At 67.5% G+C, this 26913-nt stretch carries 26 protein-coding genes; 15 read left to right on the top strand and 11 right to left on the bottom strand.

Going from position 1 to position 26913, the window contains the following annotated elements:
- Nucleotides 1-21 precede the first annotated feature (21 nt).
- Entirely contained in the window at nt 22-840 is an 819-nt protein-coding gene (locus tag ACYJSS_RS01650; RefSeq protein WP_236205262.1) for a shikimate 5-dehydrogenase, read from the top strand.
- Between the two features lie 23 nt (nt 841-863).
- On the top strand, nt 864-1259 hold the full coding sequence (locus ACYJSS_RS01655) for a GFA family protein (RefSeq protein WP_111259944.1): 396 nt from the start codon (nt 864-866) through the stop codon (nt 1257-1259).
- Nucleotides 1260-1972: 713 nt separating this feature from the next.
- Here ACYJSS_RS01655 and ACYJSS_RS01660 read toward each other — a convergent pair.
- On the bottom strand, nt 1973-2872 hold the full coding sequence (locus ACYJSS_RS01660) for a hypothetical protein (protein ID WP_111259945.1): 900 nt from the start codon (nt 2870-2872) through the stop codon (nt 1973-1975).
- 208 nt (nt 2873-3080) lie between these two features.
- Here ACYJSS_RS01660 and ACYJSS_RS01665 point away from each other — a divergent pair, with 208 nt between their 5' ends.
- Entirely contained in the window at nt 3081-4304 is a 1224-nt protein-coding gene (locus ACYJSS_RS01665) for a DUF1444 domain-containing protein (protein ID WP_236205984.1), read from the top strand.
- A gap of 461 nt (nt 4305-4765) precedes the next feature.
- Nucleotides 4766-5095 carry a BRO-N domain-containing protein gene (locus ACYJSS_RS01670; protein ID WP_021220783.1) on the top strand — a complete coding sequence of 110 codons (330 nt, stop codon included), beginning with the start codon at nt 4766-4768 and terminating at the stop codon, nt 5093-5095.
- A gap of 141 nt (nt 5096-5236) precedes the next feature.
- Here ACYJSS_RS01670 and ACYJSS_RS01675 read toward each other — a convergent pair whose 3' ends face one another.
- Nucleotides 5237-5704: a hypothetical protein gene (locus tag ACYJSS_RS01675; RefSeq protein ID WP_043244723.1), complete on the bottom strand. Its 468-nt coding sequence runs from the start codon at nt 5702-5704 to the stop codon at nt 5237-5239.
- 336 nt (nt 5705-6040) lie between these two features.
- Here ACYJSS_RS01675 and ACYJSS_RS01680 point away from each other — a divergent pair, with 336 nt between their 5' ends.
- The 7 genes from ACYJSS_RS01680 (at nt 6041) to ACYJSS_RS01710 (ending at nt 15619) form a co-directional block, all read left to right on the top strand.
- On the top strand, nt 6041-6745 hold the full coding sequence (locus ACYJSS_RS01680; protein ID WP_236205983.1) for an ABC transporter ATP-binding protein: 705 nt from the start codon (nt 6041-6043) through the stop codon (nt 6743-6745).
- Nucleotides 6742-7953, top strand: a complete 1212-nt coding sequence (locus tag ACYJSS_RS01685) for an ABC transporter permease (protein ID WP_373875138.1) — start codon at nt 6742-6744, stop codon at nt 7951-7953. Before ACYJSS_RS01680 ends, ACYJSS_RS01685 begins: the two co-directional genes overlap by 4 nt.
- Nucleotides 7946-9433, top strand: coding sequence for a TolC family protein (locus ACYJSS_RS01690; protein WP_373875137.1), 1488 nt, complete (start codon nt 7946-7948; stop codon nt 9431-9433). Before ACYJSS_RS01685 ends, ACYJSS_RS01690 begins: the two co-directional genes overlap by 8 nt.
- The gene (locus ACYJSS_RS01695) at nt 9423-10676 is read left to right on the top strand and encodes an efflux RND transporter periplasmic adaptor subunit (RefSeq protein WP_111259953.1); all 1254 of its coding nucleotides are present in this window, start codon (nt 9423-9425) and stop codon (nt 10674-10676) included. Before ACYJSS_RS01690 ends, ACYJSS_RS01695 begins: the two co-directional genes overlap by 11 nt.
- Before the next feature lie 1147 nt (nt 10677-11823).
- The gene (praA, locus tag ACYJSS_RS01700; protein ID WP_236205982.1) at nt 11824-12309 is read left to right on the top strand and encodes an alkane oxidation protein activator PraA; all 486 of its coding nucleotides are present in this window, start codon (nt 11824-11826) and stop codon (nt 12307-12309) included.
- 195 nt (nt 12310-12504) lie between these two features.
- Entirely contained in the window at nt 12505-13965 is a 1461-nt protein-coding gene (locus ACYJSS_RS01705; protein WP_236205981.1) for an outer membrane protein transport protein, read from the top strand.
- Nucleotides 13966-14263: 298 nt separating this feature from the next.
- Nucleotides 14264-15619 (top strand): cation:proton antiporter, encoded by a 1356-nt coding sequence (locus tag ACYJSS_RS01710; protein ID WP_236205980.1) that lies wholly within the window; start codon nt 14264-14266, stop codon nt 15617-15619.
- Here the strand turns inward: ACYJSS_RS01710 and ACYJSS_RS01715 are convergent.
- The 6 genes from ACYJSS_RS01715 to ACYJSS_RS01740 all read right to left on the bottom strand — a co-directional run bounded on the left by ACYJSS_RS01715 (nt 15606) and on the right by ACYJSS_RS01740 (nt 18935).
- Nucleotides 15606-15827: a DUF3203 family protein gene (locus ACYJSS_RS01715; protein ID WP_111259957.1), complete on the bottom strand. Its 222-nt coding sequence runs from the start codon at nt 15825-15827 to the stop codon at nt 15606-15608. The two genes, ACYJSS_RS01710 and ACYJSS_RS01715, sit on opposite strands and share 14 nt — an antisense overlap.
- A 78-nt stretch (nt 15828-15905) precedes the next feature.
- Complete coding sequence (locus tag ACYJSS_RS01720) at nt 15906-16676, bottom strand: alpha/beta hydrolase family protein (protein ID WP_111259958.1); 771 nt, start codon at nt 16674-16676, stop codon at nt 15906-15908.
- Nucleotides 16660-17772 carry a DUF3182 family protein gene (locus ACYJSS_RS01725; protein WP_236205979.1) on the bottom strand — a complete coding sequence of 371 codons (1113 nt, stop codon included), beginning with the start codon at nt 17770-17772 and terminating at the stop codon, nt 16660-16662. The genes ACYJSS_RS01720 and ACYJSS_RS01725 overlap by 17 nt, the downstream gene beginning before the upstream one ends.
- A gap of 33 nt (nt 17773-17805) precedes the next feature.
- Nucleotides 17806-18231, bottom strand: a complete 426-nt coding sequence (locus ACYJSS_RS01730; protein ID WP_236205978.1) for a hypothetical protein — start codon at nt 18229-18231, stop codon at nt 17806-17808.
- A gap of 41 nt (nt 18232-18272) precedes the next feature.
- Entirely contained in the window at nt 18273-18533 is a 261-nt protein-coding gene (locus ACYJSS_RS01735) for a hypothetical protein (RefSeq protein ID WP_236205977.1), read from the bottom strand.
- A 24-nt stretch (nt 18534-18557) separates the two neighbouring features.
- Nucleotides 18558-18935, bottom strand: a complete 378-nt coding sequence (locus tag ACYJSS_RS01740) for a termination factor Rho (RefSeq protein WP_236205976.1) — start codon at nt 18933-18935, stop codon at nt 18558-18560.
- A gap of 309 nt (nt 18936-19244) precedes the next feature.
- On the opposite strand from ACYJSS_RS01740, the gene ACYJSS_RS01745 reads away from it, so the two are divergent.
- On the top strand, nt 19245-19640 hold the full coding sequence (locus ACYJSS_RS01745) for a DUF2513 domain-containing protein (protein WP_236205975.1): 396 nt from the start codon (nt 19245-19247) through the stop codon (nt 19638-19640).
- Nucleotides 19641-19708: 68 nt separating this feature from the next.
- Nucleotides 19709-22177, top strand: a complete 2469-nt coding sequence (locus ACYJSS_RS01750) for a glycogen/starch/alpha-glucan phosphorylase (RefSeq protein ID WP_111259964.1) — start codon at nt 19709-19711, stop codon at nt 22175-22177.
- A gap of 391 nt (nt 22178-22568) precedes the next feature.
- Here ACYJSS_RS01750 and ACYJSS_RS01755 read toward each other — a convergent pair whose 3' ends face one another.
- Nucleotides 22569-23003 carry a hypothetical protein gene (locus ACYJSS_RS01755; protein WP_236205974.1) on the bottom strand — a complete coding sequence of 145 codons (435 nt, stop codon included), beginning with the start codon at nt 23001-23003 and terminating at the stop codon, nt 22569-22571.
- A 17-nt stretch (nt 23004-23020) separates the two neighbouring features.
- Complete coding sequence (locus ACYJSS_RS01760; RefSeq protein ID WP_236205973.1) at nt 23021-23257, bottom strand: hypothetical protein; 237 nt, start codon at nt 23255-23257, stop codon at nt 23021-23023.
- Nucleotides 23258-23636: 379 nt separating this feature from the next.
- Here ACYJSS_RS01760 and ACYJSS_RS01765 point away from each other — a divergent pair, with 379 nt between their 5' ends.
- Nucleotides 23637-23816, top strand: coding sequence for a con-10 family general stress protein (locus tag ACYJSS_RS01765; protein ID WP_111259967.1), 180 nt, complete (start codon nt 23637-23639; stop codon nt 23814-23816).
- A 21-nt stretch (nt 23817-23837) separates the two neighbouring features.
- On the top strand, nt 23838-26087 hold the full coding sequence (gene katE, locus ACYJSS_RS01770; RefSeq protein ID WP_236205972.1) for a catalase HPII: 2250 nt from the start codon (nt 23838-23840) through the stop codon (nt 26085-26087).
- A 9-nt stretch (nt 26088-26096) separates the two neighbouring features.
- On the opposite strand, the gene ACYJSS_RS01775 is transcribed toward katE, so the two are convergent.
- A complete protein-coding gene (locus ACYJSS_RS01775; RefSeq protein WP_236205971.1) occupies nt 26097-26750 on the bottom strand; it encodes an NAD(P)-dependent oxidoreductase in 654 nt (217 codons plus the stop codon).
- Between the last annotated feature and the right edge of the window lie 163 nt (nt 26751-26913).

Here is a 26913-nt window from a genome sequence, read left to right on the forward strand (position 1 = left end):
CTTCCCCAACGGAGCCACGCAATGCCCCGCACCCTGAACAAGGACACCCGCCTGTGCATGTCGCTGTCGGGCCGCCCCGGCAATTTCGGTACGCGCTTCCACAACTCGCTCTACGAGCAACTGGGCCTGGACTACGTCTACAAGGCCTTCACCACCACCGACCTGCCGGCGGCCATCGGCGGCATCCGCGCGCTGGGCATCCGGGGCTGCGCGGTGTCGATGCCGTTCAAGGAAGCCTGCATCGCCCACCTCGACGAGCTGGACTCCTCGGCGGCGGTGATCCGGTCGGTCAACACCCTCGTCAACGACGACGGCCACCTCAAGGGCTACAACACCGACTACCTGGCGGTGGCCAGCCTGCTGCGCAGCCATGGCGTCGACCCGCAGGCGGACTTTGCCCTGCGCGGCAGCGGCGGTATGGGCAAGGCGGTGGCCTTCGCCCTGCGTGACAGCGGTTTCGCCAACGGCACCCTGGTGGCACGCAACGAGGCCCGTGGCCAGGCCCTGGCCGCCACCTGTGGTTTCGCCTGGCAGGCGGAGCAGGGCGGGTTGCGCCCGCGCCTGCTGGTGAACGTCACCCCCATCGGCATGGACGGCGGCCCCGAGGCCGGGCAGCTGGCCTTCGACGAGGCCACCATCGAGGCCGCCGAGGTGATCTTCGACGTGGTCGCCATCCCCGTGGAAACCCCGCTGATCCGCGCCGCCCGCGCCCTTGGCAAGCGGGTGATCACCGGTGGCGAAGTCATCGTGTTGCAAGCGGTGGAGCAGTTCGTGCTCTATACCGGCATCCGCCCCAGCGCCGAACAGATCGCTGAGGCCGCCGCCTTCGCGCGCAGCTGAGGGCATCCTCCAGGAGCACACCGATGATCAAGCAGGTAGGCGACACCCCGATCCTTCCCCTTCACCGCGCCAGCTGCCACTGCGGCGCGGTGGTGCTGGAACTGACCCTGCCCGACGGGCTGGTGAACCCGCGTCGCTGCGACTGTTCCCTGTGCCGGCGCAAGGGCGCCATCGTCGCCAGCGTGCCGCTCGCCGGGCTGCGTGTGGTGCAGGGCGCCGAACTGCTTAGCCTCTACCAGTTCAACACCCGCACCGCGCGGCACTACTTCTGCTCGCGCTGCGGCATCCACACCCACCACCAGCGCCGCTCCAGCCCGGACCAGTACGGCTTCAACGTCGGCTGCCTGGACGGGGTCAACCCCTTCGACCTGGGCGAGGTGCCCACCAGCGACGGGGTCAACCATCCGGCCGATCGCTGAGCGGGGGCGTCGGGTTTCACCCGACCTACGCAATGCCAGGGATGCACCGATCATGGGAGCGAATTCATTGGCTCTGTCTGCGTTAAGTGTTGCTAGAGGATTTGAGCCCAGCTGATTGCCGAGCTCTGGTGATGTTTCTGGTTTCGCCCCCCCGGGCGAGTCTCTTTTGGCAGTCGCCCCAAAAGAAACCAAAAGGGCTTGCCCCATCATCCGGCCCCGGCTTCGCCGGGGTTCCCTCACTCCATCGCCGCTCTGGGGGCCGGCGCGATGGGCCATCCATGGCCTGGCGCGCCTCTCGCGGCATCCATGCCGCTCGTCCCCCGGCGCAACGACTGCGTTCGGCCTCCTGGAGGGGCGTTGGCGGCTGCTCCAACTTTCTTCGTCCAGCGCATCACCACAGGTGCGCACAGGCTTTCGTAGGATGGTGTAGAGCGAAGCGAAACCCATGCGGTGGAGGTGGCACGAACTCTTGGGCGCCCGGAAAGCACCGTGCTTGAGCGCCTGCATTAAAACCACAACAGCTAACGCAGACAGAGCCAATTCATTCGCGATGCGACGCCACCCCACGCACAAAACACAAAGGCCGCTGTCCTCCCGGAGCAGCGGCCTTTTCGTTTCATCCCGGCTCAGGTGAGCAGGGCGATGAGGATGATGATCGGGATCGGTACACCCAGGAACCAAAGCAGCAGCGAACGCATGGTCAATCTCCTCGTTCAGCGAAGGGGGGCGGTGCGGTGGTAGGCGAGGCCGTCGGTCACCGTGTCGCGGCTGCGACCGCCACGGGTGGCGGCGAAGCTGGCGGTGAAGGCACCGATGAGCAGGGCGACGAACATCCACAGCGAGGCATGGATGCCGGCCTTGCGGGCCGCGTCGGCGGCCTGGCGGGCATCGTTCACGGCCTGCTGCGCCATGGCGTGGACCTGTTCGACGCGGGCCTGGGCTTCGGCCTGGGTCAGGTTGGTGCGTTGGGCCACCAGGCGCACCAGGTAGTCGTGGTCCTCGGGGCTCAGCTGGCCACCGTCGGCCAGGCTGCGCACGAAGATGCGCGCCACCACGCCGTGGGCGGCATCGTCGACGGTGGGGGCCGGCCGGTCGTCACGGAACAGCGTGTCGATGTAGTAGCCGTAGGGATTCTGGGCATCGTCGCTGGCGCCGGGCGCGGTTCCGGCGCTGGCACCGGCGGCGATCGCCGCACCGGCCTGCACGCCACCGCCCACCAGGTTGCCGACGGTGCCCACCAGCAGCGCGGCGGTGACCAGCGTGGCGACGGCCCAGGCGAGGAAGCCATGGGCGGTGTCGCGGAAGAACACCTCGTCGCCGTGCAGGCGGCTCCAGCGCAACCTCAGGCGCCCGGCGAGGTAACCGCCGAGGCCCGCAGCGGCCAGCTGGGTGAAGGCCAGCCAGGCGATGCCGGCGAAGCCCAGGCCCTCGGCACCGATGCCCTCGTGCTGCCAGGGCGAGATGGCCGCGAAGCCGAGGCCGAAGCCCAGCAGCACGAGGATCAGGGACAGCGCGGCGGCGGCCGCCGCGCCAGCGAATACCGCGCTCCAGGAGACGCCCGAAGCGTCGGTGACGTCCAGGGCGGTTGCGTAGGCATCAGAAGTGGTGTTCATCATCGTGTCCTTGTTCGGAGGCTCAACGCCGTGACCGCCAGGGGCAGCGGTCGCCGTACCTTTTTGTATGGCACTCATGGCGTTGGGTGCCGGAAGGCGAACAAAGGTTCAGGGATTATCTTGCGTGCGCCCCGTGCACCGGCGCGCTGGTGCGGCGGCATCCGCTCCTCTAAAGTTCGGCGACGCGTTTTCATCGTTTGGTATCGCCATGGGATTTCTGGATTTCCTGTTCAACCGCAAGCCCTCCCCGGATGACTTCGCCGTGCTCTTCGAGTCCGCTGCGCGCAAGGCCGGCTTCAAGGGCGAACTGACCTACCGCCCCCGGGAATTCCGCCTGGTGTATGGCGAAAGCGCCTTCTTCAACCTGCACAACGCCTACCGTGAATACTGCGGGCAGCGCGGCGCCAAGCGCCGGCAGGCGTTGCAGAGCTACATCACGGCGCTGTGCGAGAACCAGCGCAGCCTGGCGTTGCCGCTGGACGAGGCGCGACCGTTGCTGTTGCCGGTGGTGCGCAGCCGCGGAATGATCGAGGACCTGCGCCTGCACCACCTGCGCACCGAGGGCAACGACCTCGAATTCGATCCGGTCTACCTGCCCATGGGCGAGGACGCCGTGGTGCTGCTGGCCATCGACCACCCCGAGTCCACCGCCACCCTGGTGCAGGGCCCCGACAAGAGCTGGGGCATCACCCTCGAAGAGGGGATGGCCATCGCCCTGACCAACCTGCGCGACAGCACCGGCGACAGCTTCGTCGAGGTGGTGCCGGGGCTGTTCCGGGGCAACTGGAACGACAGCTACGACATCAGCCGCATCCTCCTGCCCGACGTGCTCGAGCGCCTGCCGCTCAAGGGCCGGCCGCTGTTCATGGTGCCCAGCCGCGAGACCCTGCTGGTGACCGGCGACCGTGACGGCCACGGCCTCGCGGCGATGGTCGAGCTGAGCCTGGAGGCCGCGACCGAGGGTCGCGCGATCTCCTCCGGGCTGTACTGCTACCAGGACGGCAAGGTGGCGCCCTACACCGTGCACAATCCGCTGCTGCAAGCCCGCCTGGAGCGCATGCGTCGTCTCGCCACCAAGGCCGAGTACGACACCCAGAAGCACGCGCTGGACCTGATCCACGAAGAGAACAGCACCGACATCTTCGTCGCCAACTACCAGCTGTACGCCGCCCAGGAAGATCCCGACCTGCTGTTCTCCGTCGCCAGCTGGACCGAGGGCGTGGACAGCCTGTTGCCCCGTGTCGACCGCCTGGTGCTGGTGCGCCCCAACGAAGACTGCAGCGACGCCGAGACCCGCGCCGTTTCCTGGGAACAGGCCATGGCGCTGCTGGGCGACCTGCTCGAAGAAGCCCCCGGTTTCTACCCGCCGCGCTACCGCACCCTGGGCTTCCCCGAACCCAGCCGCGCCGAGCTGCTGGATGAGGTGAACTAGCCGGCCTGGCCCAACACTGCTGCGCTCGATGTGGGGGCGCGCCGCGGCTGGCGGCTTTCGTAGGATGGTGTAGAGCGAAGCGAAACCCATGCGGCGGCGGTGGCAGAAACCCCAGGGCGACCGAACAGCACCGTGCTTGAGGGCAGGCGTCACAACCAACAGCGAACGTAGAAAGCGCCTTATGGAAAACGCCTACAAGGCAACGCCGTTGCGAGCCTACAAAGGGCTTGGATAGGGTTCCGCCGCTGCTTTCCACAGAAAGCAGTCGGGTGTGGAAGCCTGGGTAACAATGGAAATTGTGCGCGCCATAGCGACGTCTGGCGTCGGCAGTCTATGGCGGACCGTGTGAGTGGGCTCGCGCCCAGCCGGTTTTCGCGTGATTTCCCCGGTACTTCCACCTCGCACGGTCCGCCACCCTTCATGCAGTGGGTGGCGGCTCTATCACAGGATGGAGTACTGCCATGACCCTTCCCGAGATCACCCCTCGCATCTTCCTGCGTCACCAGCGTCAACTGCGCGCTTTCCTGATGGGCCACGAAGCCTGGTTTTCCACCCGCGACCTGCGCCGCCTGCTCAACACCGATATCAACCGCCGGACCCTGTTCCGCCTCTGCGACGACCAGCACCGCCGCGTGCGCCTGCGCACCGCCAACGGCTGGTTCGAGGAGGAAGCTGTGGTGAGCGAATCCGGCCTGCATGATCTGCTCAGCGTCTACTGCTTCCACCCGGAAAACCGCATGCTGCGGCGCTGGGTCAGCCAGGAAGTGGTGGCGGTGCTGCGCGTCGGTTGAGCGGCCTCCCAGGCAACGCGCCCAGTGGTGCGTTGCCAAGCCTGCCCCGGGCTGAAGCCCGGGCTACGTCGCCGGCGTGGCACACCCGTAGGTTGGCGCCGAGCCTGCGAGGCCCAACGCAGCGGTGCGTCGGGTAATGGGTCAGAACAGCGTTCGCAGTCGGTGTCCCCTGGGCGCACCACAGCCACCGTAGTTGCACAGGATGCTGTTGCCCGCCTCGGTGGGCAGCAGCTGCACATTGGCCTCGACGTCGAAGGCGATTCGGTAGCGGCTTGCAGCCTGGTCGGACAGCGGCACCATGAGCTGCGCGCGGCCGCAGTCGCCGGCGTCGACCGCCAGGTCCCACTGGCCGTAGGGAAGCTGGAAAGCGGCCGACTCCGCCGTTTCCAGCTGCACGGCGAGCTTGCCATTGATGTAGACGCTGGCCAGGCATTTGCGCCCCCACCAGGCATCGTCGCGGTTGACGATCAGGTACTGGCTCGGCTCGGCCGGTGTTTCCTGATAGGCGAACAACCGCTCTGACGGAACCGGCCAGGTCTGGTTGGCGGGGATCTGCTTGCTTTGGCAAGCGGTGAGCGACAGGCAGCAAAGCAGCAGGAGAGGGCGCATGGTTCATCCTTGAATGGGTGTTGCCGGGCGTGAATATACCTGGCCGCCCGAGACTGGAGAATGGGGCCTATCGCAAGATGGGTGGTGCCGCCAGGGCCCGCCGCTCGGGCGGTGGGCCGGTCCAAAGGCGGGGTTGCCACCGCGCCAGGGCGCTATTTACCCGCCTGGCCAAACTAAAGATTGGCTATACCTCCTGTGGGTTCCTGGCCTTACTGGCGGGTGTTAATTATCTGAGCCAGGGCTCTGGCATCCCGAGTGGCCTGCCTTTTTCCACGGGATGGGAACGGAACCCCTGTATCGGTCCGCTAAAGGATGCAGGTCAGCGGAAACATGGACATGTTGAACAACAATAACGAGCGGCTCATCCGCCTGCGGGATATCGAAAAGCGCTATCGGCTCGCCGAGCAGGAGCTGCGCATCCTCAGTGGGGTCTCCCTGGAGATCGCCCGGGGCGAGAGCTGCGCCATTCTCGGCAGTTCCGGTTCGGGCAAGAGCACGTTGCTGAACATTCTCGGCCTGCTCGACCTGCCCACCAGCGGCTTCTACCACCTCGCCGGGCACGATGTGTTCACGGCCAGCCCGGATGACCTGGCGGCGCTGCGCAACCGCCTCATCGGCTTCGTCTTCCAGAGCTTCAACCTGCTGCCCCGGCTCAGCGCACTGGACAATGTCGCCCTGCCGCTCAGCTACCGCGGCGTGGCCCTGCGCGAGTCCCGCGAGCGGGCTCATACCATGCTCGAGCGGGTGGGCCTCGCGGCCCGCGCCGGGCACCTGCCGGCGGACCTTTCCGGCGGCCAGCGCCAACGCGTGGCCATCGCCCGCGCGCTGGTGGGCGAGCCGGCGCTGATCCTCGCCGACGAGCCCACCGGCAACCTCGACGCCGCCACCGCCGAAGACATCATGCAACTGCTGCTGGAGCTCAACCGCGCCAGCGGCGTGACCCTGGTGATCGTCACCCACGACCCCGGCATCGCCGCCCGCCTGGAGCGGCGTATCCGCGTGCGCGAGGGCAGGGTGGTGGACGAGGCGGTCCCGGCATGACGCTGCTGGACGCCGCTCCGGCCCCCTCGCTGTCGCAGCTGCTGCACGAGGCGCTGGGCAGCCTGCGCAACCTCGGGCGGCGCTCGTTGCTGGCGCTGCTGGGGATCGTCATGGGCAGTTGCTCGGTCATCGCCCTGCTGAACATCGGGCAGAACGCCGCCGACCAGGCCATGAGCGTGTTCCGCGAGATGGGCACCGAGGCGGTGGTGGTGCAGCTGCCTTCATCCCCCCGGGGCGCCGATGGCCTGCCGCTGGCGCTGGACGGCCCGACCATCGAAGCGAGCGTGCCCGGCATCGAGCACGCCAGCCCGCTGGTGCTCTACAGCAGCCAGGTGGTGTTCCACGGGCGCACCCGCAACCTGGCGCTGGTCGGCGCCGATGCGTCGCTGGGCGAGGCCGCGCGGTTGCGGGTGGCGCAGGGGCGCTACCTGTCGGTTTTCGATGCCCGCCAGACTTTCGTTGTGGTCGGTGCCGAAGCGGCCCTGGCGCTGGGGGTTGCCGGTGATCCGCTGGAGGTGGGCGACAGCCTGCGCATCGACGACTACCAGTTCCAGGTGATCGGCATCCTCAAGCCCCAGGGCGCGGGCGGCATCATCCCCTTCACCGCCGATGAGTCGCTGTTCCTGCCGTTGGCGGGGATGGCGCGGGTCAACCCGGCGCCGAACATCGGCACGCTGATCGCGCGGGTGGTGCCGGGCCGGGACGTGCCCAGCACCGGCGAGCGGCTGCTGCAACGGATCAATCGCGAGATCGCCGGCGAACAGAAGGGCACGCTGCAGGTGGCCCAGCAGATGATCGATGCCATGCAGCAACAGACCCGCACCTTCACCTACCTGCTGGCGGCCCTGGGCGGCATCTCCCTGGTGGGCGGCGGGGTGGGGGTGATGAACGTGATGCTGATGAACGTCAGCGAGCGCCGCCGCGAGATCGGTGTGCGCATGGCGCTCGGCGCGCGGCAGCGGGACATCCGCAACCTGTTCCTGGTGGAGGCGGTGGCACTGACCGCCGCCGGCGCGGTATCCGGGGCGCTGCTCGGCGTGGCCGCCGCCTGGGGCTATGCGCGTATCTCCGGCTGGGAGTTCGCCATGGCGGCCTCGGCGTTGCCACTGGGCATGGGCAGCACGCTGCTGGTGGGGCTGTTCTTCGGCCTGTACCCGGCCATCTCGGCGGCGCGCCTGCAACCGGTGGAGGCGTTGCGCGATGCCTAGTCGCCTGTTCGCCGCGATCCTCGTGGCCCTGGTCCTGCCCGCCCAGGCCAAGCCCTGGGGCGAGGAGCGCCTGGACCCTTCCGCGCCGACCATGGAGCGCCAGGGCAACGGCCCGTTGCTCAGCGAGCAGATGGCCGACCTGACGCTGCTGGACGCCGTGTTCCTCGGCCTGCGCAACAACCGCAGCATCCAGAGCGGCTACCTGCGGCGCATCGCCGAGAAGTTCGACCTGCGCGTCGCCGAGGACGTGTTCAACCCCAAGCTCTACATCACCGGCAGCTACCGGGCCAACCGCAACCACCAGGACCGCTACCGTGATGGCCGCATCGGCCCCACCGCGACCGTCCTCAACGAATACGGCACCCAGTTCGCCCTGGGCTGGAGCAAGGGCTACAACGATGCCGACCGGGCAGGGCGCACGCGCAACGACGGCGTCGACCTGAGCATCATCCAGCCGCTGCTGCGTGGCGCCGGGCGCGAGGTGAACACCGCGCCGGTGCGCCTGGCCCAGCTGTCGGAGCAGGCCAACCGGCTCAACCTCAAATCCAGCGTGTCGCAGACGGTCACCGCCATCATCAGCGCCTACCGCAACCTGCTGCGCGCCCAGGAGCAGCAGCGCATCGCCCGCGCCGCGCTGGAGCGCACCCAGCAGCTGGTCTCGGTCAACCGCTCGATGATCGAGGCCGGGCGCATGGCCGAGTTCGAGATCGTGCAGACCGAGGCCGACCTCGCCACCCAGGAGCTGAGTGTGGAGGAGGCCGCCAACCAGCTGGACTCCGCGCGCCTGGAGCTGCTGCGCCTGCTGGCCCTGGACCTGTCCTCGCAGGTGCGCGCCAGCGACGCCCTGGAAGCCGAGCGCATCGAGGTCAACCGTGAACAGGCGGTGCGGCTCGCCGAGCAGCAGCAACCGGACTACCTGCGCCAGCTGATCAACCGCCAGCAGGCGGACATCAACCTGGTGGTGGCGAAGAACCAGCGGCTCTGGGATGTGTCTCTGGAAGTGGGTGGCAGCCAGACGCGGGACCGCTACGACTACCCGTACAGCAGCGGCAGCGACCGCTCCTGGGACAGCTACGCCGGGGTGCGCGTGGACATCCCCATCGGCGACCTGACGCGGCGCCAGGGCGAGGTGCAGGCACGGGTCAACGTCGAGGACCAGGAGCTGCAGGTGGCCGATGCGCGCCAGGCCCTGGAGCGCAACGTCACCGACGTGGTGCGCGACGTGGGCACGCGCTGGCGCCAGCTGGAGATCGCCAACCGTGCGCTGGAGCTGTCGCGGCGCAAGCTGGACATCGAGCGTGACAAGCTCAACGCCGGGCGCTCCAGCAACTTCCAGGTGCTCAGCTTCGAGAGTGACCTGCGCAACGCCGAGAACGCCCGCCTCAATGCGCTGATCGCCTACCTCGAGGCGCAGACGCAACTGGACCTGGCCCTGGGCATGACGCTCGACAGATGGGACATCTCGCTCAATGACTACTGACCGCTCCCCGCTGGCCCGCCGTGGCCTGCTGCTCGCCGTCGCCGTGCTGGTCATCGCCGGCATCACCTGGGGCCTGCGCGAGGCGCCCGGGGCGGCGCCGACGGCCATGCACTGGCAGCGCGTGGACCCGGCGCCGCTGGAGCACAGCATCGGCCTGGTGGGGCGCATCGAACCGGACAGGACCCTGGCGCTGGGCGCGCCTTTCGCCGGCATCGTGGCCGAATCCCTGGTGGAGCCGGGGCAGCGGGTCCAGGCCGGGCAGTTGCTGCTGCGCATGGACGCGGCCGAGACCGAGGTGCAGCAGCGCGATGCGCTGTCGGCCCTGCTCAAGGCGCGGCGCGCGGTGCAGGAGCTCAAGGACTGGGACAGCGGCGAGGAAATGTCCCGCGCGCGGCGGACCCTGCGCAGCGCCCAACTGGCCCTGGCCAGCACCGAGAAGAAGCTCGGCCAGACCCGCGCGCTGTTCGACCGCGGCATCATCCCGCGCAACGAGCTGGAGGACCTGGAGCAGCAGGCGCGCCTGCAACGCATGGACCTGAGCGCCGCCGAGCGCGACCTGGCCCGCTCCCAGGCACGCGGCGGTGGCGAGTACCTGCAGATCGCCGAAATGGAGCTGGCCAACGCGGAGGTCAAGCACGATGCGCTGCGCAAGCTGCTGGAGGCACGGGAGATCAGGGCGCCCTTCGCCGGCATCGTGGTGCCGGCCCCCGGGTTGAGCCTGGATGACGCCGCGCGCGGGCCGGTGCAGGCCGGCTCCCAGGTGACCCAGGGCGCGCCGCTGTTCGGCCTGGCCAGCATCGAGCGGCTGAAGATCGTGGCACGGGTTTCCGAGCTGGACGTCAACCAGCTGCGCGAAGGCATGGCGGTGGACGTGCAGGGCGACGGCTTCGAGGGCGAGGCGCTGCACGGGACGGTCAGCGTGGTGGGCGGCCAGGCGCTGCCGAGCACCCAGGGTGGCGCGCAGTTCGAAGTGATGGTCGCCATCCCCGACCTCAACGAGGAGCAGATGCGCCGTGTACGGCTGGGCATGAGTGCACGCCTGTCGATCCTCGCCTACCGCAACGAGTCCGCCATGGTCGTGCCCCCCGGCGCCCTGCGCAGCGTGGATGGGCGCTGGCTGCTGGACTATCGCCCCAGCCTGGAGCAGCCCGCGCGGGAAGTGCAGGTCCGCACCGGCCGTGCGACGCCGGCGGGTGTCGAGGTATTCGGCCTGGAGCCTGGGTTCGTCGGCATCTCCGGCTGAGCCTCCGCGTTTCGCATCCCCCGCCGGGTTTCAACCGGCCTACGCTGCATCCCCCGCAATCCCCGTAGGTTGGCGCCGAGCGTAGCGAGGCCCAACGCCGTGGGGCCCATTGAGACGCCGATGCGTTGGGCTTGGTGCCTAGGCCCAACCTTCGGCGTGCAGCGGTTTTCTGCTTCCAGTTCGCACGATCGCGCGCATTACCCGGCTTTCTGCCGGCAGATTCGCCGTGGATGGGCGCGGATTCATTTTTCGAACAATCAATTCATGCACCAGAACGATGCGCGTGGAGGAGGGGTGTCCGTTATGGAAACACCCGTCAAGCCCCGAGTTGTCGGGACAGTCAGCTATATGGCGAACGACCTTTGACGCAGGTGTGTAGGAAGTTCACGTTTTTGCGGCTCCGCTGGCAGGCTCTGGGGCGGGGGTGCCCAACCTTTTGCTAGGTATGAAATGCGGTCCAGCGACCTAATCTCGTTCCCGGCGCTACCCACTGGGAAGTCACCCACGAACGGCACGAGCCCGGGTCCCACAGGTAAGACGCCGATGAGTAACAACCCCTGGCGAGTCGGTAAAGATCGCTACGCATTGGAACGCAGCAGGGAGGTGGCAACGGATGCTCCATTTTTCGCCTGTTTCAGGCATCGCCCCTATCACTTGCCGGGAATCTGCCGCCCGGCTCCCTCGCCTCGTATCGAGCCTCGTGCCCGACCCGATGCGTCCTCTCCGCCCCGGTGGCGGAAGCGGTGGAAACCTTCTCGCAGGCCGTCGAATGTCCGTGGCCCTGCATCGAAACGAGCGTGATTGAACGACAGCGTTGAGGAACTCGTCCGGCACTTGCTTCGGCAGGTATCGGCCCGATCAGTGCCATGCGGACGTTGTTGGATGGATGACATGACGCAGCCTGGATAGCTGCACTTCGATTGTTATTCCTCTGCAACGGAAGTTGGCCTGGGAACTTGCCCGAAAACAGTGTGTGTCGTTGTTGATCGTTATCGGAGTTGGAATGACGTCCGCCGGTAACTTGAAGCAACGGGTGACCGGGCAAGTTTGAAAAGCGGTCATGGGTTAAACAGGAAGGTCTTCGTGGTGTATTCCCAGTGACCAAAAACAAAACCATGTTTTGCTTATCAACCAAGGAACGAAAACAATGAAAATGTCCAAACTTTCCGTTGCTACCGCTGCTCTGGCCCTGTGCATGGGTGCCTCCTCGGCCATGGCCGTGACCATCACCCCGGCCAACACCGCCTTCTCCGCCAAGGGTGTTTCGGTGGTCAAGCCCGGCTTCCTGTCGCCTGTGACCTGCAACGTGGAATTCATCGGTACCACCTCCGTGGGCGGTGCTGACAAAGCCACCATCACTGCCGTGAACATCACTGGCGGTGGGTTCTGCGGCGCAGCCAGCGCTGCTGGCCTGCCCTGGACCCTGACCGCCTCCAGCCTCACCGCTGGCAATGTCAGCGGCGTCAAGTTCACCGTGGCCGGTATCAACTGCAGCTCCTCTCCGGTGACCGTGACCGGTGGCTGGAGCAACGCTACCAACACCCTGACCCTGACCCCGAACCAGCCGGTTGGCTCCTGCACCATCCAGAGCCTGTATGTCAGCCCGACCCCGGCATTCACGCTGGTTCCGTAAGCGTGAGCGGCCTTCCCATCCCAGGGTGGGAAGGCCGTTTTCATTATCATTGGAATACTGTCGCGATATGGGTTCAGCACAGTGGGCAAGTATTTAAAGTTTCGCGCCATTAGTGAGGAAGTTTGATTTCCTGAACTATCAGTTGTGCAGGACACGCCCCGTGAGGCAGAAAATTATAATAAGCAAGGAGTTGTCATGAAGACGTATTCGAAGCGCCCCTCTCTTTTCAATTTCACGCGCAAGCGCAGTTTGCTGAGTTTGGCCGTACTCAGTGCCGTTATCGGTGCCCAGCAAGCCGAAGCCGGTGCCTTTGCCGTACCCACCTATGGCACGCCCGGTTGGGGCCGCGCCTTCGCCGGTGGTTCTGTCTGGAAGAACGACCCCAGCGCCGCCTTCAACAACCCGGCCGCCATGGCCTTCATCGAGCGGCCCATCGGCCAGGTGTCGGCGATCTATGCCGATATCGACATGAAATTCAAAGGGGAGGCCTATGACTACGCGGGCAACCCCCGAACTGAACTTGCTGACGTCAACACCGGCGAGATCAGGCAGCTTGGAGATGGCGGCAATGGTGGTTTCAGCAAGTGGCTGCCCACCCAGTTCCTGGTGATCCCGATCGGCGACCGCTTCGCCTTCGGTCTGGGCCAGGTCGTACCCATGGGCATGCGCAGCACCTGGGACAAGAACTTCAAGGGCAAGGACTTCGCCCTGGATACCAAGATCGAGACGGCAGCGCTGGCCGGCTCGCTGTCTTTCAAGATCGATGACCAGTGGGCCGTCGGTGGCGGGGTGGTTATCCAGCGCACCCAGGGCTTCGTGAGCCAGAACGTGGACCTGATGGCCGCCGCTGCGGCAAACCCGGGTTCCATTTTCGCAGGTGCCTTGCCCAGTGGGGTCACCAGGGCGACGATGCGTGTGAAGGTCGACAACGTATCCCCTGGCTGGTTTGCCAGTGTTGCCTGGAAGCCAACCGCCCAGGACACCTTGGGCCTGGCGTACCACGCCAAGATCAAGAACGAACTGGATGGCGACTATAACTGGCACTTCTCGGATGCGAATGGGCTCAACTTCCTGACCTCTCCCGAGCTCATGAACCCCACGGCCCTGGAGCAGGCGGGCTATGCCGGTCTGATACTCAATGCCAACGGCGACCACGCCGAGTCGCGCATGGACATCCCGGCCATGGCCACCCTGGACTGGGTGCATGACTTCAACGACAGCTTCAGCCTGGGTGCCAGCGTGACCTGGACCGAGTGGTCGTCCTTCCAGTCCCTGAAGCTGGAATCCCACGGCAACCTGATCGTCGACATCCCCTACAACTACAAGGACACCTGGATGTACTCGGTGGGCGGTGACTACCGCTTCAACGACCAGCTGACCCTGCGGGCGGGTGTTGCACTCGACCAGACGCCGACCCGCAACTCCACCCGCGATGCGCGCATCCCCGACGGCGACCGCACCTTCGTCTCCCTGGGCGGCAGCTACCGCTTCGCCTCCGACCCGAACCTGAGCGTGGATGTGGCCTATTCCCGCCAGTTCGTCGACGAGGGTCGCCTGCGCACCCAGAACCAGGATCGCCTGGGTGGTGGCCGTATCGACGGCAAGGTGGAATCCAAGGGGCAGATCTTCAGCGTCTCGGCCACCTACATGTTCTAAGGCTGGAAATTCCCCACCTGTGTCCTCGATCGTCACCCGGTTCCCGGGGCATCGGGCCGATCAGAACAGGCGGGGAAGTTGGGGCGGGTCCGGGCTCGTGTCCTCACCACGGGTGGGCCTGCCCCCTTTTTACGTCGGCCGCCGGAAGGAATCAGCGGCCCTTCTCTTTCCGCCGGGCAGGGCTGTCGCCTGTGCCGGAACCCTCGCGCCGCAAAGTCTGAACCCTTGGCCCATCCGGCCCTCTGGATAAAGAGGCGACCGAACGGGGACGGGGGATGAGACGAATGGGCCGGCGACCATGAGCTTCCTGCTGTGGATGGCAGTGCTCGGCGTGCTGCTGCTGATCCTGGCGCTGGCCTCGGCCTACCTGCGCTGGCTGCCGGTCACGTCCTCCTTGCTCTATCTCGCCTGCGGGCTGGCCATCGGACCCCTGGGGCTGAACCTGTGGCGGGATGATTTTCTCGACATCGTCCCCTGGCTCGAACACCTCACCGAAGTCGCCGTGCTGATCTCCCTGTTCATCGGCGGCCTCAAGCTGCGCCTGCCCTTGCACCATCCGAGCTGGATCAAGGCCTGGGTCCTGGCCGGGCCGGTGCTGATGCTGACCATCGCCCTGGGCACCTGGATCGGCCACCAGGGGCTGGCGTTCGGCCTGGGTGCGGCGCTGCTGTACGCCGCGATCCTGTCGCCCACCGACCCGGTGCTGGCCAGCCTGGTGCAGGTCAACCATGCCCGTGACGATGACCCCCTGCGCTTCAGCCTGTCCGGCGAGGCGGGGCTGAACGACGGCATGGCGTTCCCCTTCGTGGTCGGCGCGCTGGTGCTGCTGGGGCTGGGGCATCAAGGGCCCTGGGAATGGGCGTTGCTGTCCTTCGCCTGGGCCGTGCCCGTGGCACTGGTGCTGGGGTTCTTCCTGGGCAACCGGGTGGGTCGCCTGGCCATCAGTGCGCGGGTGCGCAATGCCGATACGGCGATCTCCGCCAACGTATTCCTGGGCATGGCCCTGGTGTCCCTGTCCTATGTCGGGGCGGAGCTGCTGGAGGCCTGGGGCTTTCTCGCCGCCTTCGCCGCCGGGGTGGGCCTGCGTCATGCCGAGATCCGCTCCAGCGGCGGCTCCGAGGTGCCGGCGGAGGAGGGCACGGTGCTCAAGGCCGGGCTGTCCGACGACGGCCTGCCGGTGAGCATCGAGTACGGCGAGGATCGCCGCGAGCACCGCAAGATCGCCGCCGGCACCCTGATCGTCGACATCCTCTCCTTCGGCGGATTGCTCGAACGGGCGCTGGAGGTGGTGCTGGTGATGCTCCTGGGCGCCGCGCTCAGCGCCTGCTGGGACTGGCGCGGTGTGTGGCTGGCCCTGGCGCTGTTCTGCCTGGTGCGGCCGCTGGCCTGCTGGCTCCTGTTGCCGCGCACGGGGCTGGATCGCTGGCAGCGCCTGCTGGTGGGCTGGTTCGGCGTGCGTGGCATCGGCAGCCTCTACTACCTGTGTTTCGCCCTCGATCACGGCCTGGAAGGCGCGGCGGCGCGCGAGGCCATGGGCATCAGCCTCACCGTGGTGGCCTGCAGCCTGCTGCTCCACGGGCTCAGCACCCAGCCGCTGCTGGACCTCTACGAGGCCCGGCAGCGAAGGGCGGGGGCCGGGCTCAGTCGGCGATGAGGTTGCGGCGGTCGTCCCTGGCGCCGGCGCCCACCAGCACCTGCGCCTCGTCCTCGCTGATCAGCGCGTTGCCGGCCGGGCAATGGATCACCGAGGCGCGCAGGTCGGCGTCGGTGGTGATGACGATGTCGCGGATCGGCATTTCACTGTGGTTGCCGTCCAGTTCGATGGCGCAGATGCCGCCATCCAGGTCGATGGTCACGGGCATGTCGGTGTCCTCGTGTGGCTGGGCTCGCTCGGTAGAAGCGCGGCCGCCCGCAAAGGTTCAGGCGGGGCGACCGCAGGCTCAGGAGTAGAAGGCCGAGTGGTGGGGAAAGTCGCCCACCCGCTCGCCGATGATCATTTCCGCCACCCAGCTCGTCAGCAGGCTGGTGTAGGCCTTCTGGCTGCGGTCGCTGCTGAGCGCGTGGTCGGCACCATCGAGGATGCGGTGGGTCAGCGAATGGGCCCGTTCGAAGGCCGAGCGGTAGCTCATGATGGTCGGGTGCGGCACGTAGTCGTCGTGCTCGGACTCGACGATCAGCACATCCCCTTCGAATGCCGCGCAAGCGGCCAGGGCGCGGTTCTCCGAGGGGCGCACGGCGGTGAGCCGGTAGCTCGCCAGGCGCTGGCGGTCGAGGGCGTCCTTGGGGCGTTGCCACTCGTCGTCCCAGTACAGGGCCGGCACCCGCAGGGCCAGCCAGCGCACTGCGCGCAGGGTGCTGAGGAGGGTGGCCAGGTAGCCGCCGTAACTGCTGCCGATCACGGCGATGGCCGAGGTATCGGTGGCCGGGTGGCTGGCCAGCAGGTCGTAGGCGGCGACGAGGTCGGCGAGGTTGTCCTCGCGGGTCACCGTCTTCTTCTGCACCTCGGTCTTCTCGTGGCCGCGCAGGTCGAAGGTCAGGCATACGCAACCCAGGCCGGCGATGCCCTTGGCGCGTGCCAGGTCGCGTTGCTGGCTGCCGCCCCAGCCATGGACGAAGAGGATGCCCGGCACCTTGGCCGCCGGGGTCAGGAAGGTCCCGGCGATCTGTTCGTTGCCCACCTGGATATCCACGCTTTCACTGCGCGTCGCCATAAGGTTCCACCCGTGCGAATTTGACGATGGGGCCGACCTCGGCGTCGTGACCCCGATAGAGCAGTGCCGCGCCGCCGGGCACTTCGAAGTCGCCGTAGCGCTCGACCGTCGCGGTGCGGATGCGGGTCAGCGCCGGGTCGGCGGCGAAGGCCTCGATGGCCAGCACCTCCGCCGCGCTGGCACCGCCGATGCGCCAGGATTGCTCCAGCACGCCCGAGCGCAACTGGCCGCGTGCGTTGATGCCCTGGGCGATGTCGTAGTTGCGTCGCGAGGCGATGAAGCCCGGGAAGCAGGCCTGGGCCGCCTGCTCGTACGCCCGCGCCTGCTCGATGGCCAGGCGCACCGGCTCGTTGCCGGCGAGGCTCAGCAGGTCCTGCCAGCCACCGCGAGCCACCACCAGCTCGGAGCCGCCATAGACGCAGGTGCCGGCGTTGTCCTCGGTCTGCGACTGGGTGCCGAAGTAGCTGGCGGTGATCCCGGCCAGTTGCACCTGGCCGACGCTGTAGGTGACGACGTCCTCGAGCTGCTCCTCCAGCACCAGGCCCCAGGTGGCGATCTCGTCCAGGTCCTGGAGAGCGATGGCCTCGCGCAACTGCTCGTCGTCGGTCACCCGGCACTGGCCGCGCCCGGCGGTGGCGCGCACCGGCTTGACCCGCAGCGGCCCGTTCAGCAGCAGGCGGATGCCGGCCTGCATGGCGTCGTCGATGTTGAAGGCGCTGTAGCCGCCGAGCACGGCGCGCCCGGCCAGGTGGGCGAAGCCTTCCGACCAGCCCGGCGGCGCATGGGCCGATGGGCCGGGCAGCGGATGGGTGATGGCCTTGGTGGCCATGAAGGGCTCGGCGACCAGGCCGCCGAAGAAGTCCGCGTCGGAGCGGATGCCCAGCTCGCGTGCCGTGCTGCGGCCGATCAGGGTGTCGTTGGGAATGATGTAGTGCGCCCGGGCGTCGCCGTCCCGGTGCAGGCCGAGCAAGGGCGTGCCGAGCAGGGCGGCGATGCGCTCGCCGAGCCATTGGTGGGTACGGCGCTCGTGCTCGGGGGCGTCATGGCGCAGATCGAGCAGGGCCACGCCCTGGCGGTTCGATGGGGCATCTGGCATGGGTGGCTCCTCGTGAGGGGCGAGAGGGGCAGGTCAGGGCGTCTGCCAGGTACCGCCACCGCTCTCGCAATCGATCTTCGCCTGCGCGGGGTCACTGGCCTGGTAGTGGTAGGTGACCACCTTGGCATCGGCGGGGATGTTCACCGGGTCGTTGCCTTCCTCGCCGCTGGAGCCGGGGTTGGCCAGGGCCTCCTGGGTCAGGGCGCCGGTGCAGCGGCCGAACCAGCCGCTCTTGCAACTGGCCACCTTGTGTTTTTCGCTCTGCAGCATGCCTTTGCTCTCGTTGCTGCAGGACCAGTCCACCGAGCCGGCCGGCATGCCCCGATGCTCGTAGCAGGTCTGGGCTTCGACGCCCGGGACCTGGCTGCTCGCCGAGCGGGTCTGCACCTGGCAGGCATCGGCCAGCGCCAGGGAGGAGGCCAGGCAGCCGGCCAGCAGCAAGGGCATCCTGAGGGTCATCGCATCGCTCCTCGCGCACCGTCGGCGCGCCATCTGTACGACTACTGCTGGAAGGGGGTCTTCACCAGGCTCGCCGGGCTGACCAGTTGCCGGCCCGGAGGCACGCGCTCCACCACCGGCAGGGGGTGGAGCTGATGCACGCTGGCACGCGGGCGGGCAGGGGCGATGCCGTGGTAGATGGCGGCGGCGCCGACCAGGATGTCGGCGAGCCCCAGCAGGCCGCGGGTGGCGACGCCCTTGCGGATGAGCAGGAGGCCGCCACCGATGGCGACCAGGCGTTGCAGGTTGGAGGGTTCGGCCATGGGATTCTCCTTGCGGCGAGCGTGTCAGGACGCCTGTTTCAGTGCTTGCACCAGCTCGTCCTTGCGCATGCTGGAACGACCGGGAATCTTCTTCGCCCGGGCGCGGATCATCAGGTCCGCCTTGCTGGCATCTTCCAGGCGGGTGCCGGGGCGCGGTGCCCCGTGCTTGGTCGCCACCGCCTGGCGTGCCGAGGATTTGCGCGCCGCCGCCTTGCTCGCCGAGGAGGTGCTGCGGCCCGAGCCGCCGGCCTTCTCGCCGCCGCCCGACTGCTTGTTCACCGTGGCCCAGGCCCGGGCTTCGGCTTCGCCATGGGCAATGCCCTTCTGCTCGTAGCTCGCCTCGATATGGGCGGCCTTGCGCTTCTGTTCTTCGGTGTATTTGTCCTTGCTTCCGCGTGGCATGGGAAACCTCCTTGCATCGCGTTCGTCTCGCCCCGCCGGCTGTGTCGCTGCGGAGCCCTCAGGATTTCTGAATGGCGGCACGGGGCAGAGTTCAGGTTTTTTGCCCCCCGAGCATGACCGGCGGTCGCGGTGCGGCGTGCGTAATGCACGATTAGGTTGAACTCCCGGCGCCTCCCGGCGGACTCACTCCCTATGAGGAAATCGCGGCCCGGCGTGCACCTGCACGCTCCTTGCGTGGGCCGCTCCGGGTTTCGGCGCAGGCCGCTTTCCCGTATCCGATCAGCAGACTGGGCAGAAGGACGAGGTGACATGAAAAGAGATTGGGAGCTGATCCGCGCATTGCTGCTGGAGATCGAGGCGCTCGGCCATGGCCAGCACTTCCACCCGCAGCCGCTCGCCGGCCACGGGCTGGAGATGGTCAGCCACAACCTGCACCTGATGTGCCAGGCGGGGCTGGCCGAGTGCACGCCGCACCACCCCTGGAACGGCGATCCGGTGATGATCGCCAAGGGGCTCACCCTCGCCGGGCACGACCTGCTCGACCTCATCCGCGATGAAGGCGCCTGGCGCGCGAAGCGGCAGTTCATCGAGCAGCGCATGGGCGGCGTGAGCCTGGAGACCCTGCGCTCCACCGCCATCCCGCCCGCCGTGGGAGACGCGGCGCGCCAGCTGCGCCTGGCGCAGAACGACGCCCAGTTCAGCTGAAGGGCACGGGGCGCCGGGCACGCCGCCCGTGCCACGTCCGCCATCCACCACCGGGCAAGGAGCAACACATGTCCACCGAGCAAACCCGCGCAGCGGCCGGCCCGACCCCGGTCGAGGCGTTCAAGCAGAACATCCTCGCCAAGCTCAAGTACGCCGTGGGCAAGGACCCGCGCAATGCCTACAGCCATGACTGGTTCGAGGCCGTCGCCCTGGCCGCGCGCGACCACCTGGTGGACAACTGGGAAGAGACCGAGGCGCAGGTCGACCGCAAGCAGCACAAGCGCGTGTACTACCTGTCCCTGGAGTTCCTCATCGGCCGCCTGCTGGTGGATTGCCTGAGCAACCTCGGCCTGCTGGAGACCGCCCGCGCGGCACTCGCCGAACTGGACGTGGACCTGGAGACCGTCCGCCAGGTCGAGCCCGACGCGGCCCTCGGCAACGGCGGCCTCGGGCGCCTGGCCGCGTGCTTCATGGAAAGCATGGCGACCCTGGGCCTCGCTGCCCACGGCTACGGCATCCGCTACGAGCACGGCCTGTTCAAGCAGGTGGTCAGCGATGGCTGGCAGCAGGAGCACACCGAGACCTGGCTGGATTTCGGCAACCCCTGGGAGTTCGAGCGCCCCGAGGTCAGCTACAACATCGGTTTCGGCGGCAGCGTGCGCACCGAGGATGACGGCGGCGAGATGCCGCGGCTGACCTGGGAGCCCAACGAGACACTGCGCGCCATCGCCTACGACACCCCCGTGGTGGGGTGGCGCGGTTCCAGCGTCAACACGCTGCGGCTGTGGCGCGCCCGCGCCATGGAAGACCTGCAGCTGGAGCGCTTCAACGCCGGTGACCACTTCGGCGCCGTGGCCGACGTGGTGCGCGCCGAGAGCATCTCGCGCGTGCTGTACCCGGCCGACAGCACCGAAGCCGGCCAGGAACTGCGCCTGCGCCAGGAATACTTCTTCGTTTCCGCCTCGCTGCAGGACCTGCTGCACCGCCACATGGCCGCCCATGGCGACATCCGCTCGCTGCCGGACAAGGCCGCCATCCAGCTCAACGACACCCACCCGGCCATCGCCGTGGCCGAGCTGATGCGCCAGCTGGTCGACGTCTACCGCATCGATTGGAACGAAGCCTGGGGCATGACCGTGGCGACGCTGTCCTACACCAACCACACGCTGCTGCCGGAGGCCCTGGAATCCTGGCCGGTATCGCTGATGGAGCGCCTGCTGCCGCGGCACATGCAGATCATCTACCTGATCAACGCCTTCCACATCGACTCGCTCCGGGCGCAGGACATCCATGATTTCAACCTGCTGCGCTCGGTGTCGCTGATCGAGGAGGACCACGGTCGCCGCGTGCGCATGGGCAACCTGGCCTTCCTCGGCTCCCACAGCATCAACGGCGTCTCGGCGCTGCACACCGACCTGATGCGCGAAACGGTGTTCCGCGACCTGCATCGGCTCTACCCGCAGCGCATCAGCAACAAGACCAATGGCGTGACCTTCCGCCGCTGGCTCTACCAGGTAAACCCGCTGCTCACCGGCTCCCTGGTCGATGCCTTGGGCGAGGACCTGCTGGATGCGCCGGAGGAGCGCCTTCGCGATCTCGAACCGCACGCCGACAAGGCCGGCTTCCGCAAGCTGTTCGCCGCCCACCGCCAGCACAGCAAGCGCGCCCTGGCGAGCCTGGTGCAGGAGCGCCTGGGCATCCACCTCGACACCGAGGCGATCTTCGACGTGCAGGTCAAGCGCATCCACGAATACAAGCGCCAGTTGCTCAACCTGCTGCACACCGTGGCGCTGTACCAGGCCATCCGCAACGAGCCGACCACCGACTGGGTGCCCAGGGTGAAGATCTTCGCCGGCAAGGCCGCCGCCAGCTACCACCAGGCCAAGCTGATCATCAAGCTGGCCAACGACATCGCCCGCACCATCAACGCCGACCCGACCGTGCGCGGGCTGCTCAAGGTGGTGTTCATCCCCAACTACAACGTCAGCCTGGCGGAGGTGATCATCCCGGCGGCGGACCTCTCCGAGCAGATCTCCACCGCCGGCCTGGAAGCATCCGGCACCAGCAACATGAAGTTCGCCCTCAACGGCGCGCTGACCATCGGCACCCTGGATGGCGCCAACGTCGAGATGAGCCAGCTGATCGGTGCCGAGCACATGTTCATCTTCGGCATGACCGCTGCCCAGGTGGAGCAGCGCAAGCGCGCCGGCGAGCTGGACATGAGTGCCGTGGTGGCCGGGTCCGAACGCCTGGCCGGCGCCCTGGAGGCGGTGCGGCGTGGCGTCTTCTCGCCGGACGACCCGCAGCGCTACGAAGCCCTGGTGGAACACCTGGTGCGCGATGACCGCTTCATGGTCTGCGCCGACTTCGACGCCTACTGGCACGCCCAGCGCCGCGTCGACGCCGCCTGGCAGAAGCCCGCGCAATGGTGGAAGTCCGCGGTGCTCAACACCGCCCGCGCCGGCTGGTTCTCCTCGGACCGCACCATCGGCGAATACGCCGCCGACATCTGGAAGGTGCCCACCAACCGGGATTGACCGGAGCAGAGCAGGGGGCTGACTCGTAGGGTGGACGACGCTCCACCCGTCCACCCTTCGCAGCTCGAACATGCCCTGGCAGGTGGATCACGCTGTCTGTGTAGGGGCGACGTCAGTCGCCAGGCGACGCGCAGCGCCGCCGCTCTGTGTAGGAACGAATTCATTCGCGATCGAGAGGGCACCGCGCGCCGGGTTCACCCGACCTGCCTGTCGCTCAACCATCGGGCTCACCTGCGACACCGCCAGGTGGAGGTAAAAAGCGACCTCCACCCTACACCCCTGTGTGAGAGCGAGCTCATGGGTGAGAGGCAGCGGTAGGGTGGACGACGCTTCCCCCGTCCACCACGCGGACCACCCGCAGGCAGGTTGCTTGGCGGGCGGTGCGACCGCCCTACCAGAACCCCGCCTGGCGGCGTTCGGTGACGTAGTCCAGGGGCAGGGCGAAGGCCTTGAGAAAGAAGGCGGCGAGGCGGGTGTCGATCACCGTTTCGTTGATCGAGGCCAGTTGGGCGGGGAGGGTGCGGGTCTCGTCGTTGCAGGCATAGAGCTCCTCGCGCACCACGCCCCGGTTGCCCACGTCGGCGATGATCCGGTAGCTGCTGGTGCGCGTCCCCGGGTTGCTTGCGGCGAGGCGCAGCTGGGGTTGCAGCGGGTCGCTGCTGTCCATCTCCACGGTCACTTCGATGCCGCCACGGCGGGCGTGGCGTGCCGCTTCCTCGAACAGCGGCAAGGCCTGGTCGACCAGGGCCGCCTCGACGTCGCGGAGGAAGTGGCGGGCGTCCTCGGGCAGAGGGGAGCTGATCGGTTCCGGGGCGGCTGGATTCATGGTCGGGCTCCGTCGGGTCATGGCCTGAGGGCCTGCCACTCTTCGAGCAGCGTGGGCCCCAGTTCGAATAGAGCCTCGCGGTCGGCATAGGTTTCACGCGTGATGCCCACCACCGTCAGCTGGCGGTCGCCGTCCTGCAGGCGGATGGTCAGGGTGCCGTCCGCTTCCACCACGCAGTGGCCATGGTGGAACGGCTGCAGGCGCTGGTTGAAGCGCTTTTCGATTTCCTGGGCACTGGGCTGGCTTCTAGGCACGGCAGCCACCTCGGATCGCTGGAGTGAATGGGATTTCCGTCGCGGTGTCTCGATGCGTTTCACCTTAAACCCTCAGTGCCGCGCGTAAATGCTGGCCAACGGCCCAGAGCCCGGGGCGACCCGAAATCGCCCCTGTTTACATCGGCTTGCGCGGGTGAAAAAAAGCCTGGCGGTTATTTGGCGGCAGCGCCGGTGATTGCACATGCCTATCGGCCTCTCCTGGCGCGCCATTGAGCCGCTCAATCGGCGCCTGCGCCCCGGCGCCGCGAGGCGCAAATAGATAGAACCTCTGCGCAGTGGTGCCCTCAGACCTAGTAGGCGCCGGACTGGCGTCTGCTCCACGACAACGTCAGATCAATGACCAGAGAGGACTCGTGCAATGGCTCAACACCGAGGTGGCAAAGGCAACTTCGCAGAAGACCCGCAACGCGCATCCGAAGCCGGCAAGAAGGGCGGACATGTAAGTGGCGGCAATTTCAGGAACGATCCGGCGCGCGCATCCGCGGCCGGCCGCAAGGGAGGACAGCGCAGCCACAGCAATAGCAGCAGCAGTGACTGACGCCCAACGGGGAGCGGCGGCATGCGGCCGCCGCTCCCCACCCTGCTGCACCACGCCGTGATTCACCGAGCACGCGCAACGCGTTGCCAGATTGGGCGCCTGAATGGGCGCCATATGTCGCCAGGAGACAGCCCCATGCCCACCGAAAAGAAGACCGGCAGCCAGCTCGCCGGTACCGACACCCCCGACCGTGAGAACAGCAACCGCAAGCTCGAGCAGCTGGACGAGTTCCGCGAGGACGCCACCGACGAGGCGCTGACCACCAACACCGGCACGCGCATCGCCGACAACCAGAACAGCCTGAAGGCCGGCGAACGCGGCCCCTCGCTGCTGGAAGATTTCATCCTGCGCGAGAAGATCACCCACTTCGACCACGAGCGCATCCCCGAGCGCATCGTCCATGCGCGTGGCGCAGCGGCCCACGGCTATTTCCAGGTCTACGAGCCGCTGGCCGAGCTGACCAAGGCCGACTTCCTCAACGAGCCGGGGAAGAAGACCCCGGTGTTCGTGCGCTTCTCCACCGTGCAGGGCCCGCGTGGCTCCGCCGATACCGTGCGCGACGTGCGCGGCTTCGCAGTGAAGTTCTACACCGACGAAGGCAACTTCGATCTGGTGGGCAACAACATGCCGGTGTTCTTCATCCAGGACGCCATCAAGTTCCCCGACTTCGTCCATGCGGTGAAGCCCGAGCCGCACAACGAGATCCCCACCGGCGCCTCGGCCCACGACACCTTCTGGGACTTCGTCTCCCTGGTGCCCGAGTCCGCGCACATGGTGCTCTGGACCATGTCCGACCGCGCCATCCCGGTGGCCTACCGGGGCATGCAGGGCTTCGGCGTGCACACCTTCCGCCTGATCAATGCCGAAGGGCGCAGCGTGTTCGTCAAGTTCCACTGGCGGCCGGTGTCGGGCGTCTATTCGCTGGTCTGGGACGAGGCGCAGAAGCTCGCCGGCAAGGACCCGGACTTCCAGCGTCGCACCCTCTGGGAAGACATCGAGAAGGGCGACTACCCGGAATGGGAGCTGGGCCTGCAGGTGATCCCCGAGGAGGACGAGCATAAGTTCGACTTCGACCTGCTCGACCCCACCAAGCTGGTGCCCGAGGAGCTGGTGCCGGTGCGCAAGGTGGGGCGCATGGTGCTCAACCGCAACCCGGACAACTTCTTCGCCGAGACCGAGCAGGCCGCTTTCCACCCGGGCCACCTGGTGCCCGGCATCGACTTCAGCAACGACCCGCTGCTGCAGGGGCGGCTGTTCTCCTACACCGACACGCAACTCTCACGGCTCGGCGGGCCGAACTTCAACGAGCTGCCCATCAACCGCCCGTTGTGCCCGTTCCACAACAACCAGCGCGACGCCCAGCACCGGCAGACGGTGAACAAGGGGCGCGCCGCCTACGAGCCCAACTCCATCGACGGCGGCTGGCCGAAGGAGACGCCGCCGGCGCCGCGCCATGGCGGTTTCAGCAGCTACCCCGAACCGCTGTCGGGCACCAAGCTGCGCAAGCGCGCCGACTCATTCGCCGACCACTTCTCCCAGGCCCGGCTGTTCTACAACAGCCTGAGCGAGACGGAGAAAGGCCATGTGGTCGCCGCCTACAGCTTCGAGCTGGGCAAGGTGGATCGGGTGCACATCCGCGAGCGCCAGGTGAAGGAAATCCTCGCCAATATCGACCTCGACCTGGCCCGGCAGGTGGCGGAGAACCTGGGCCTCACGCCGCCCCAGGGGCCCACGGTGCAGGTGCCGGAGATCGGCCTCAAGGCCTCGCCCGCACTGAGCCAGATGAACCTGCTGCCCGGCAATATCAAGTCGCGCAAGGTGGCGATCCTGATCGCCAACGGCGTGCAGGGCAGCGATGTGAAGTTCATCCAGGGCGAGCTGAAAAAGGCCGGCGCCAGCGCCAAGTTGCTGGCCCCCAGCTCGGCGCCGGTTAAAACGGCGGAGGGCAAGCAGCTGGTGCCCGACGCCACCATCGCCGGCTTGCCCTCCATCGCCTTCGATGCGGTGTTCGTGCCGGGGGGGGACAGTGCGGCGAAAACCTTCGGCGGGGATGGCGATGCGCTGCACTACCTGCAGGAGGCCTACAAGCACCTCAAGGCCATCGCGCTGTGCGGGGCGGCGGGCGACCTGGCCAGGCAGCTGCACCTGGAGGCGGACGAGGGCCTGCTCAGTGGTGCCGCCGCCAAGGATGTCGCCAAGCCGCTGTTCGAGGCCATCGCCAAGCACCGGGTCTGGGCACGGGAACCCAGGGCCAAGGCGGTGCCGGCCTAGCACCGGCCATCACGGGGCGGCGCGAGTCGCCCCGTGTTCCAGCTGGACGTGCACGCGCTGGCGCAGGTGCGCGGCCAGGCGCGCTTCATCCAGTACCGCAGCGGCGAAGCGGCGCAGGGCGCTCACGGCGCCCGGCTCGCTGCCGTGGGCGGGTTCGAGGAAGTCGTCCAGGCCGAACAGGTCGTCGCCACCGATGCCTGGTGCGTCCACCAGGGTCCAGCCGATGTCGCTGTCCATCAGGCGCCGTTGCAACTGCTCGCCGGGCTCGGCGGGGTGGCCCGATTCCTCGTCGAGCCAGTGGAAGTCGGCGATCACCACCAGGCGCTTGACGCCGGCCACGGCCAGGCCGTCGAGCAGGGCGGTGATGGCGCTGAACTCCACATCGAAGCCGGGGCCATGGCGGCGTGCGGCGAGCAGCGGCTGGCTGCACAGGTTGCACAGCACCAGGTCCATCCCCGCCACCGCGTGGCTGACGCCGAGGGCGTCGAACGGATCGCCGGGCTTGGCGCGGATGCCGGGCCGCGAGGGGATGGCGTTGAGGTCGTCGAGCAGCGCCATCGTTTCCCATTGACGGCCCAGGGCCTCGACCATCAGTGCGCTGCCCAGGCTGCCGAGCGCGCCGAACAGGGCGACCTTGCAGGCGGGGGTTTCGAGGTTCTTCATCAGGGGTCCTCGTTGGGTGGCGGGGGGCGTTGCATCTAGACCCTGCCCCCCGCTGCATTGGTTCAGCCAATCGCCCCGTGCGGCATGTGTCGTGGCCTGGCGGGAAAAAAGAGCAAACCTTTCGAGGGGCAGCCCCGTCGAAAAAGATGAGTCCGGTTTCATA

Source organism: Pseudomonas sp. No.21, from assembly GCF_054558415.1.

Bases quoted from the DNA above. Each gene is read 5' to 3' on its own strand.
- katE (WP_236205972.1), top strand. From the start codon at position 23,838: ATGCGGCCGCCGCTCCCCACCCTGCTGCACCACGCCGTGATTCACCGA.
- ACYJSS_RS01725 (WP_236205979.1), bottom strand. From the start codon at position 17,772: ATGCCAGATGCCCCATCGAACCGCCAGGGCGTGGCCCTGCTCGATCTG.
- ACYJSS_RS01695 (WP_111259953.1), top strand. From the start codon at position 9,423: ATGACTACTGACCGCTCCCCGCTGGCCCGCCGTGGCCTGCTGCTCGCC.
- ACYJSS_RS01755 (WP_236205974.1), bottom strand. From the start codon at position 23,003: ATGAATCCAGCCGCCCCGGAACCGATCAGCTCCCCTCTGCCCGAGGAC.
- ACYJSS_RS01715 (WP_111259957.1), bottom strand. From the start codon at position 15,827: ATGCCCGTGACCATCGACCTGGATGGCGGCATCTGCGCCATCGAACTG.
- ACYJSS_RS01735 (WP_236205977.1), bottom strand. From the start codon at position 18,533: ATGGCCGAACCCTCCAACCTGCAACGCCTGGTCGCCATCGGTGGCGGC.
- ACYJSS_RS01710 (WP_236205980.1), top strand. From the start codon at position 14,264: ATGAGCTTCCTGCTGTGGATGGCAGTGCTCGGCGTGCTGCTGCTGATC.
- ACYJSS_RS01720 (WP_111259958.1), bottom strand. From the start codon at position 16,676: ATGGCGACGCGCAGTGAAAGCGTGGATATCCAGGTGGGCAACGAACAG.
- ACYJSS_RS01765 (WP_111259967.1), top strand. From the start codon at position 23,637: ATGGCTCAACACCGAGGTGGCAAAGGCAACTTCGCAGAAGACCCGCAA.
- ACYJSS_RS01740 (WP_236205976.1), bottom strand. From the start codon at position 18,935: ATGCCACGCGGAAGCAAGGACAAATACACCGAAGAACAGAAGCGCAAG.
- ACYJSS_RS01690 (WP_373875137.1), top strand. From the start codon at position 7,946: ATGCCTAGTCGCCTGTTCGCCGCGATCCTCGTGGCCCTGGTCCTGCCC.
- ACYJSS_RS01680 (WP_236205983.1), top strand. From the start codon at position 6,041: ATGTTGAACAACAATAACGAGCGGCTCATCCGCCTGCGGGATATCGAA.
- ACYJSS_RS01775 (WP_236205971.1), bottom strand. From the start codon at position 26,750: ATGAAGAACCTCGAAACCCCCGCCTGCAAGGTCGCCCTGTTCGGCGCG.
- ACYJSS_RS01665 (WP_236205984.1), top strand. From the start codon at position 3,081: ATGGGATTTCTGGATTTCCTGTTCAACCGCAAGCCCTCCCCGGATGAC.
- ACYJSS_RS01655 (WP_111259944.1), top strand. From the start codon at position 864: ATGATCAAGCAGGTAGGCGACACCCCGATCCTTCCCCTTCACCGCGCC.
- ACYJSS_RS01730 (WP_236205978.1), bottom strand. From the start codon at position 18,231: ATGACCCTCAGGATGCCCTTGCTGCTGGCCGGCTGCCTGGCCTCCTCC.
- ACYJSS_RS01650 (WP_236205262.1), top strand. From the start codon at position 22: ATGCCCCGCACCCTGAACAAGGACACCCGCCTGTGCATGTCGCTGTCG.
- ACYJSS_RS01705 (WP_236205981.1), top strand. From the start codon at position 12,505: ATGAAGACGTATTCGAAGCGCCCCTCTCTTTTCAATTTCACGCGCAAG.
- ACYJSS_RS01670 (WP_021220783.1), top strand. From the start codon at position 4,766: ATGACCCTTCCCGAGATCACCCCTCGCATCTTCCTGCGTCACCAGCGT.
- ACYJSS_RS01750 (WP_111259964.1), top strand. From the start codon at position 19,709: ATGTCCACCGAGCAAACCCGCGCAGCGGCCGGCCCGACCCCGGTCGAG.
- praA (WP_236205982.1), top strand. From the start codon at position 11,824: ATGAAAATGTCCAAACTTTCCGTTGCTACCGCTGCTCTGGCCCTGTGC.
- ACYJSS_RS01675 (WP_043244723.1), bottom strand. From the start codon at position 5,704: ATGCGCCCTCTCCTGCTGCTTTGCTGCCTGTCGCTCACCGCTTGCCAA.
- ACYJSS_RS01745 (WP_236205975.1), top strand. From the start codon at position 19,245: ATGAAAAGAGATTGGGAGCTGATCCGCGCATTGCTGCTGGAGATCGAG.
- ACYJSS_RS01685 (WP_373875138.1), top strand. From the start codon at position 6,742: ATGACGCTGCTGGACGCCGCTCCGGCCCCCTCGCTGTCGCAGCTGCTG.
- ACYJSS_RS01660 (WP_111259945.1), bottom strand. From the start codon at position 2,872: ATGAACACCACTTCTGATGCCTACGCAACCGCCCTGGACGTCACCGAC.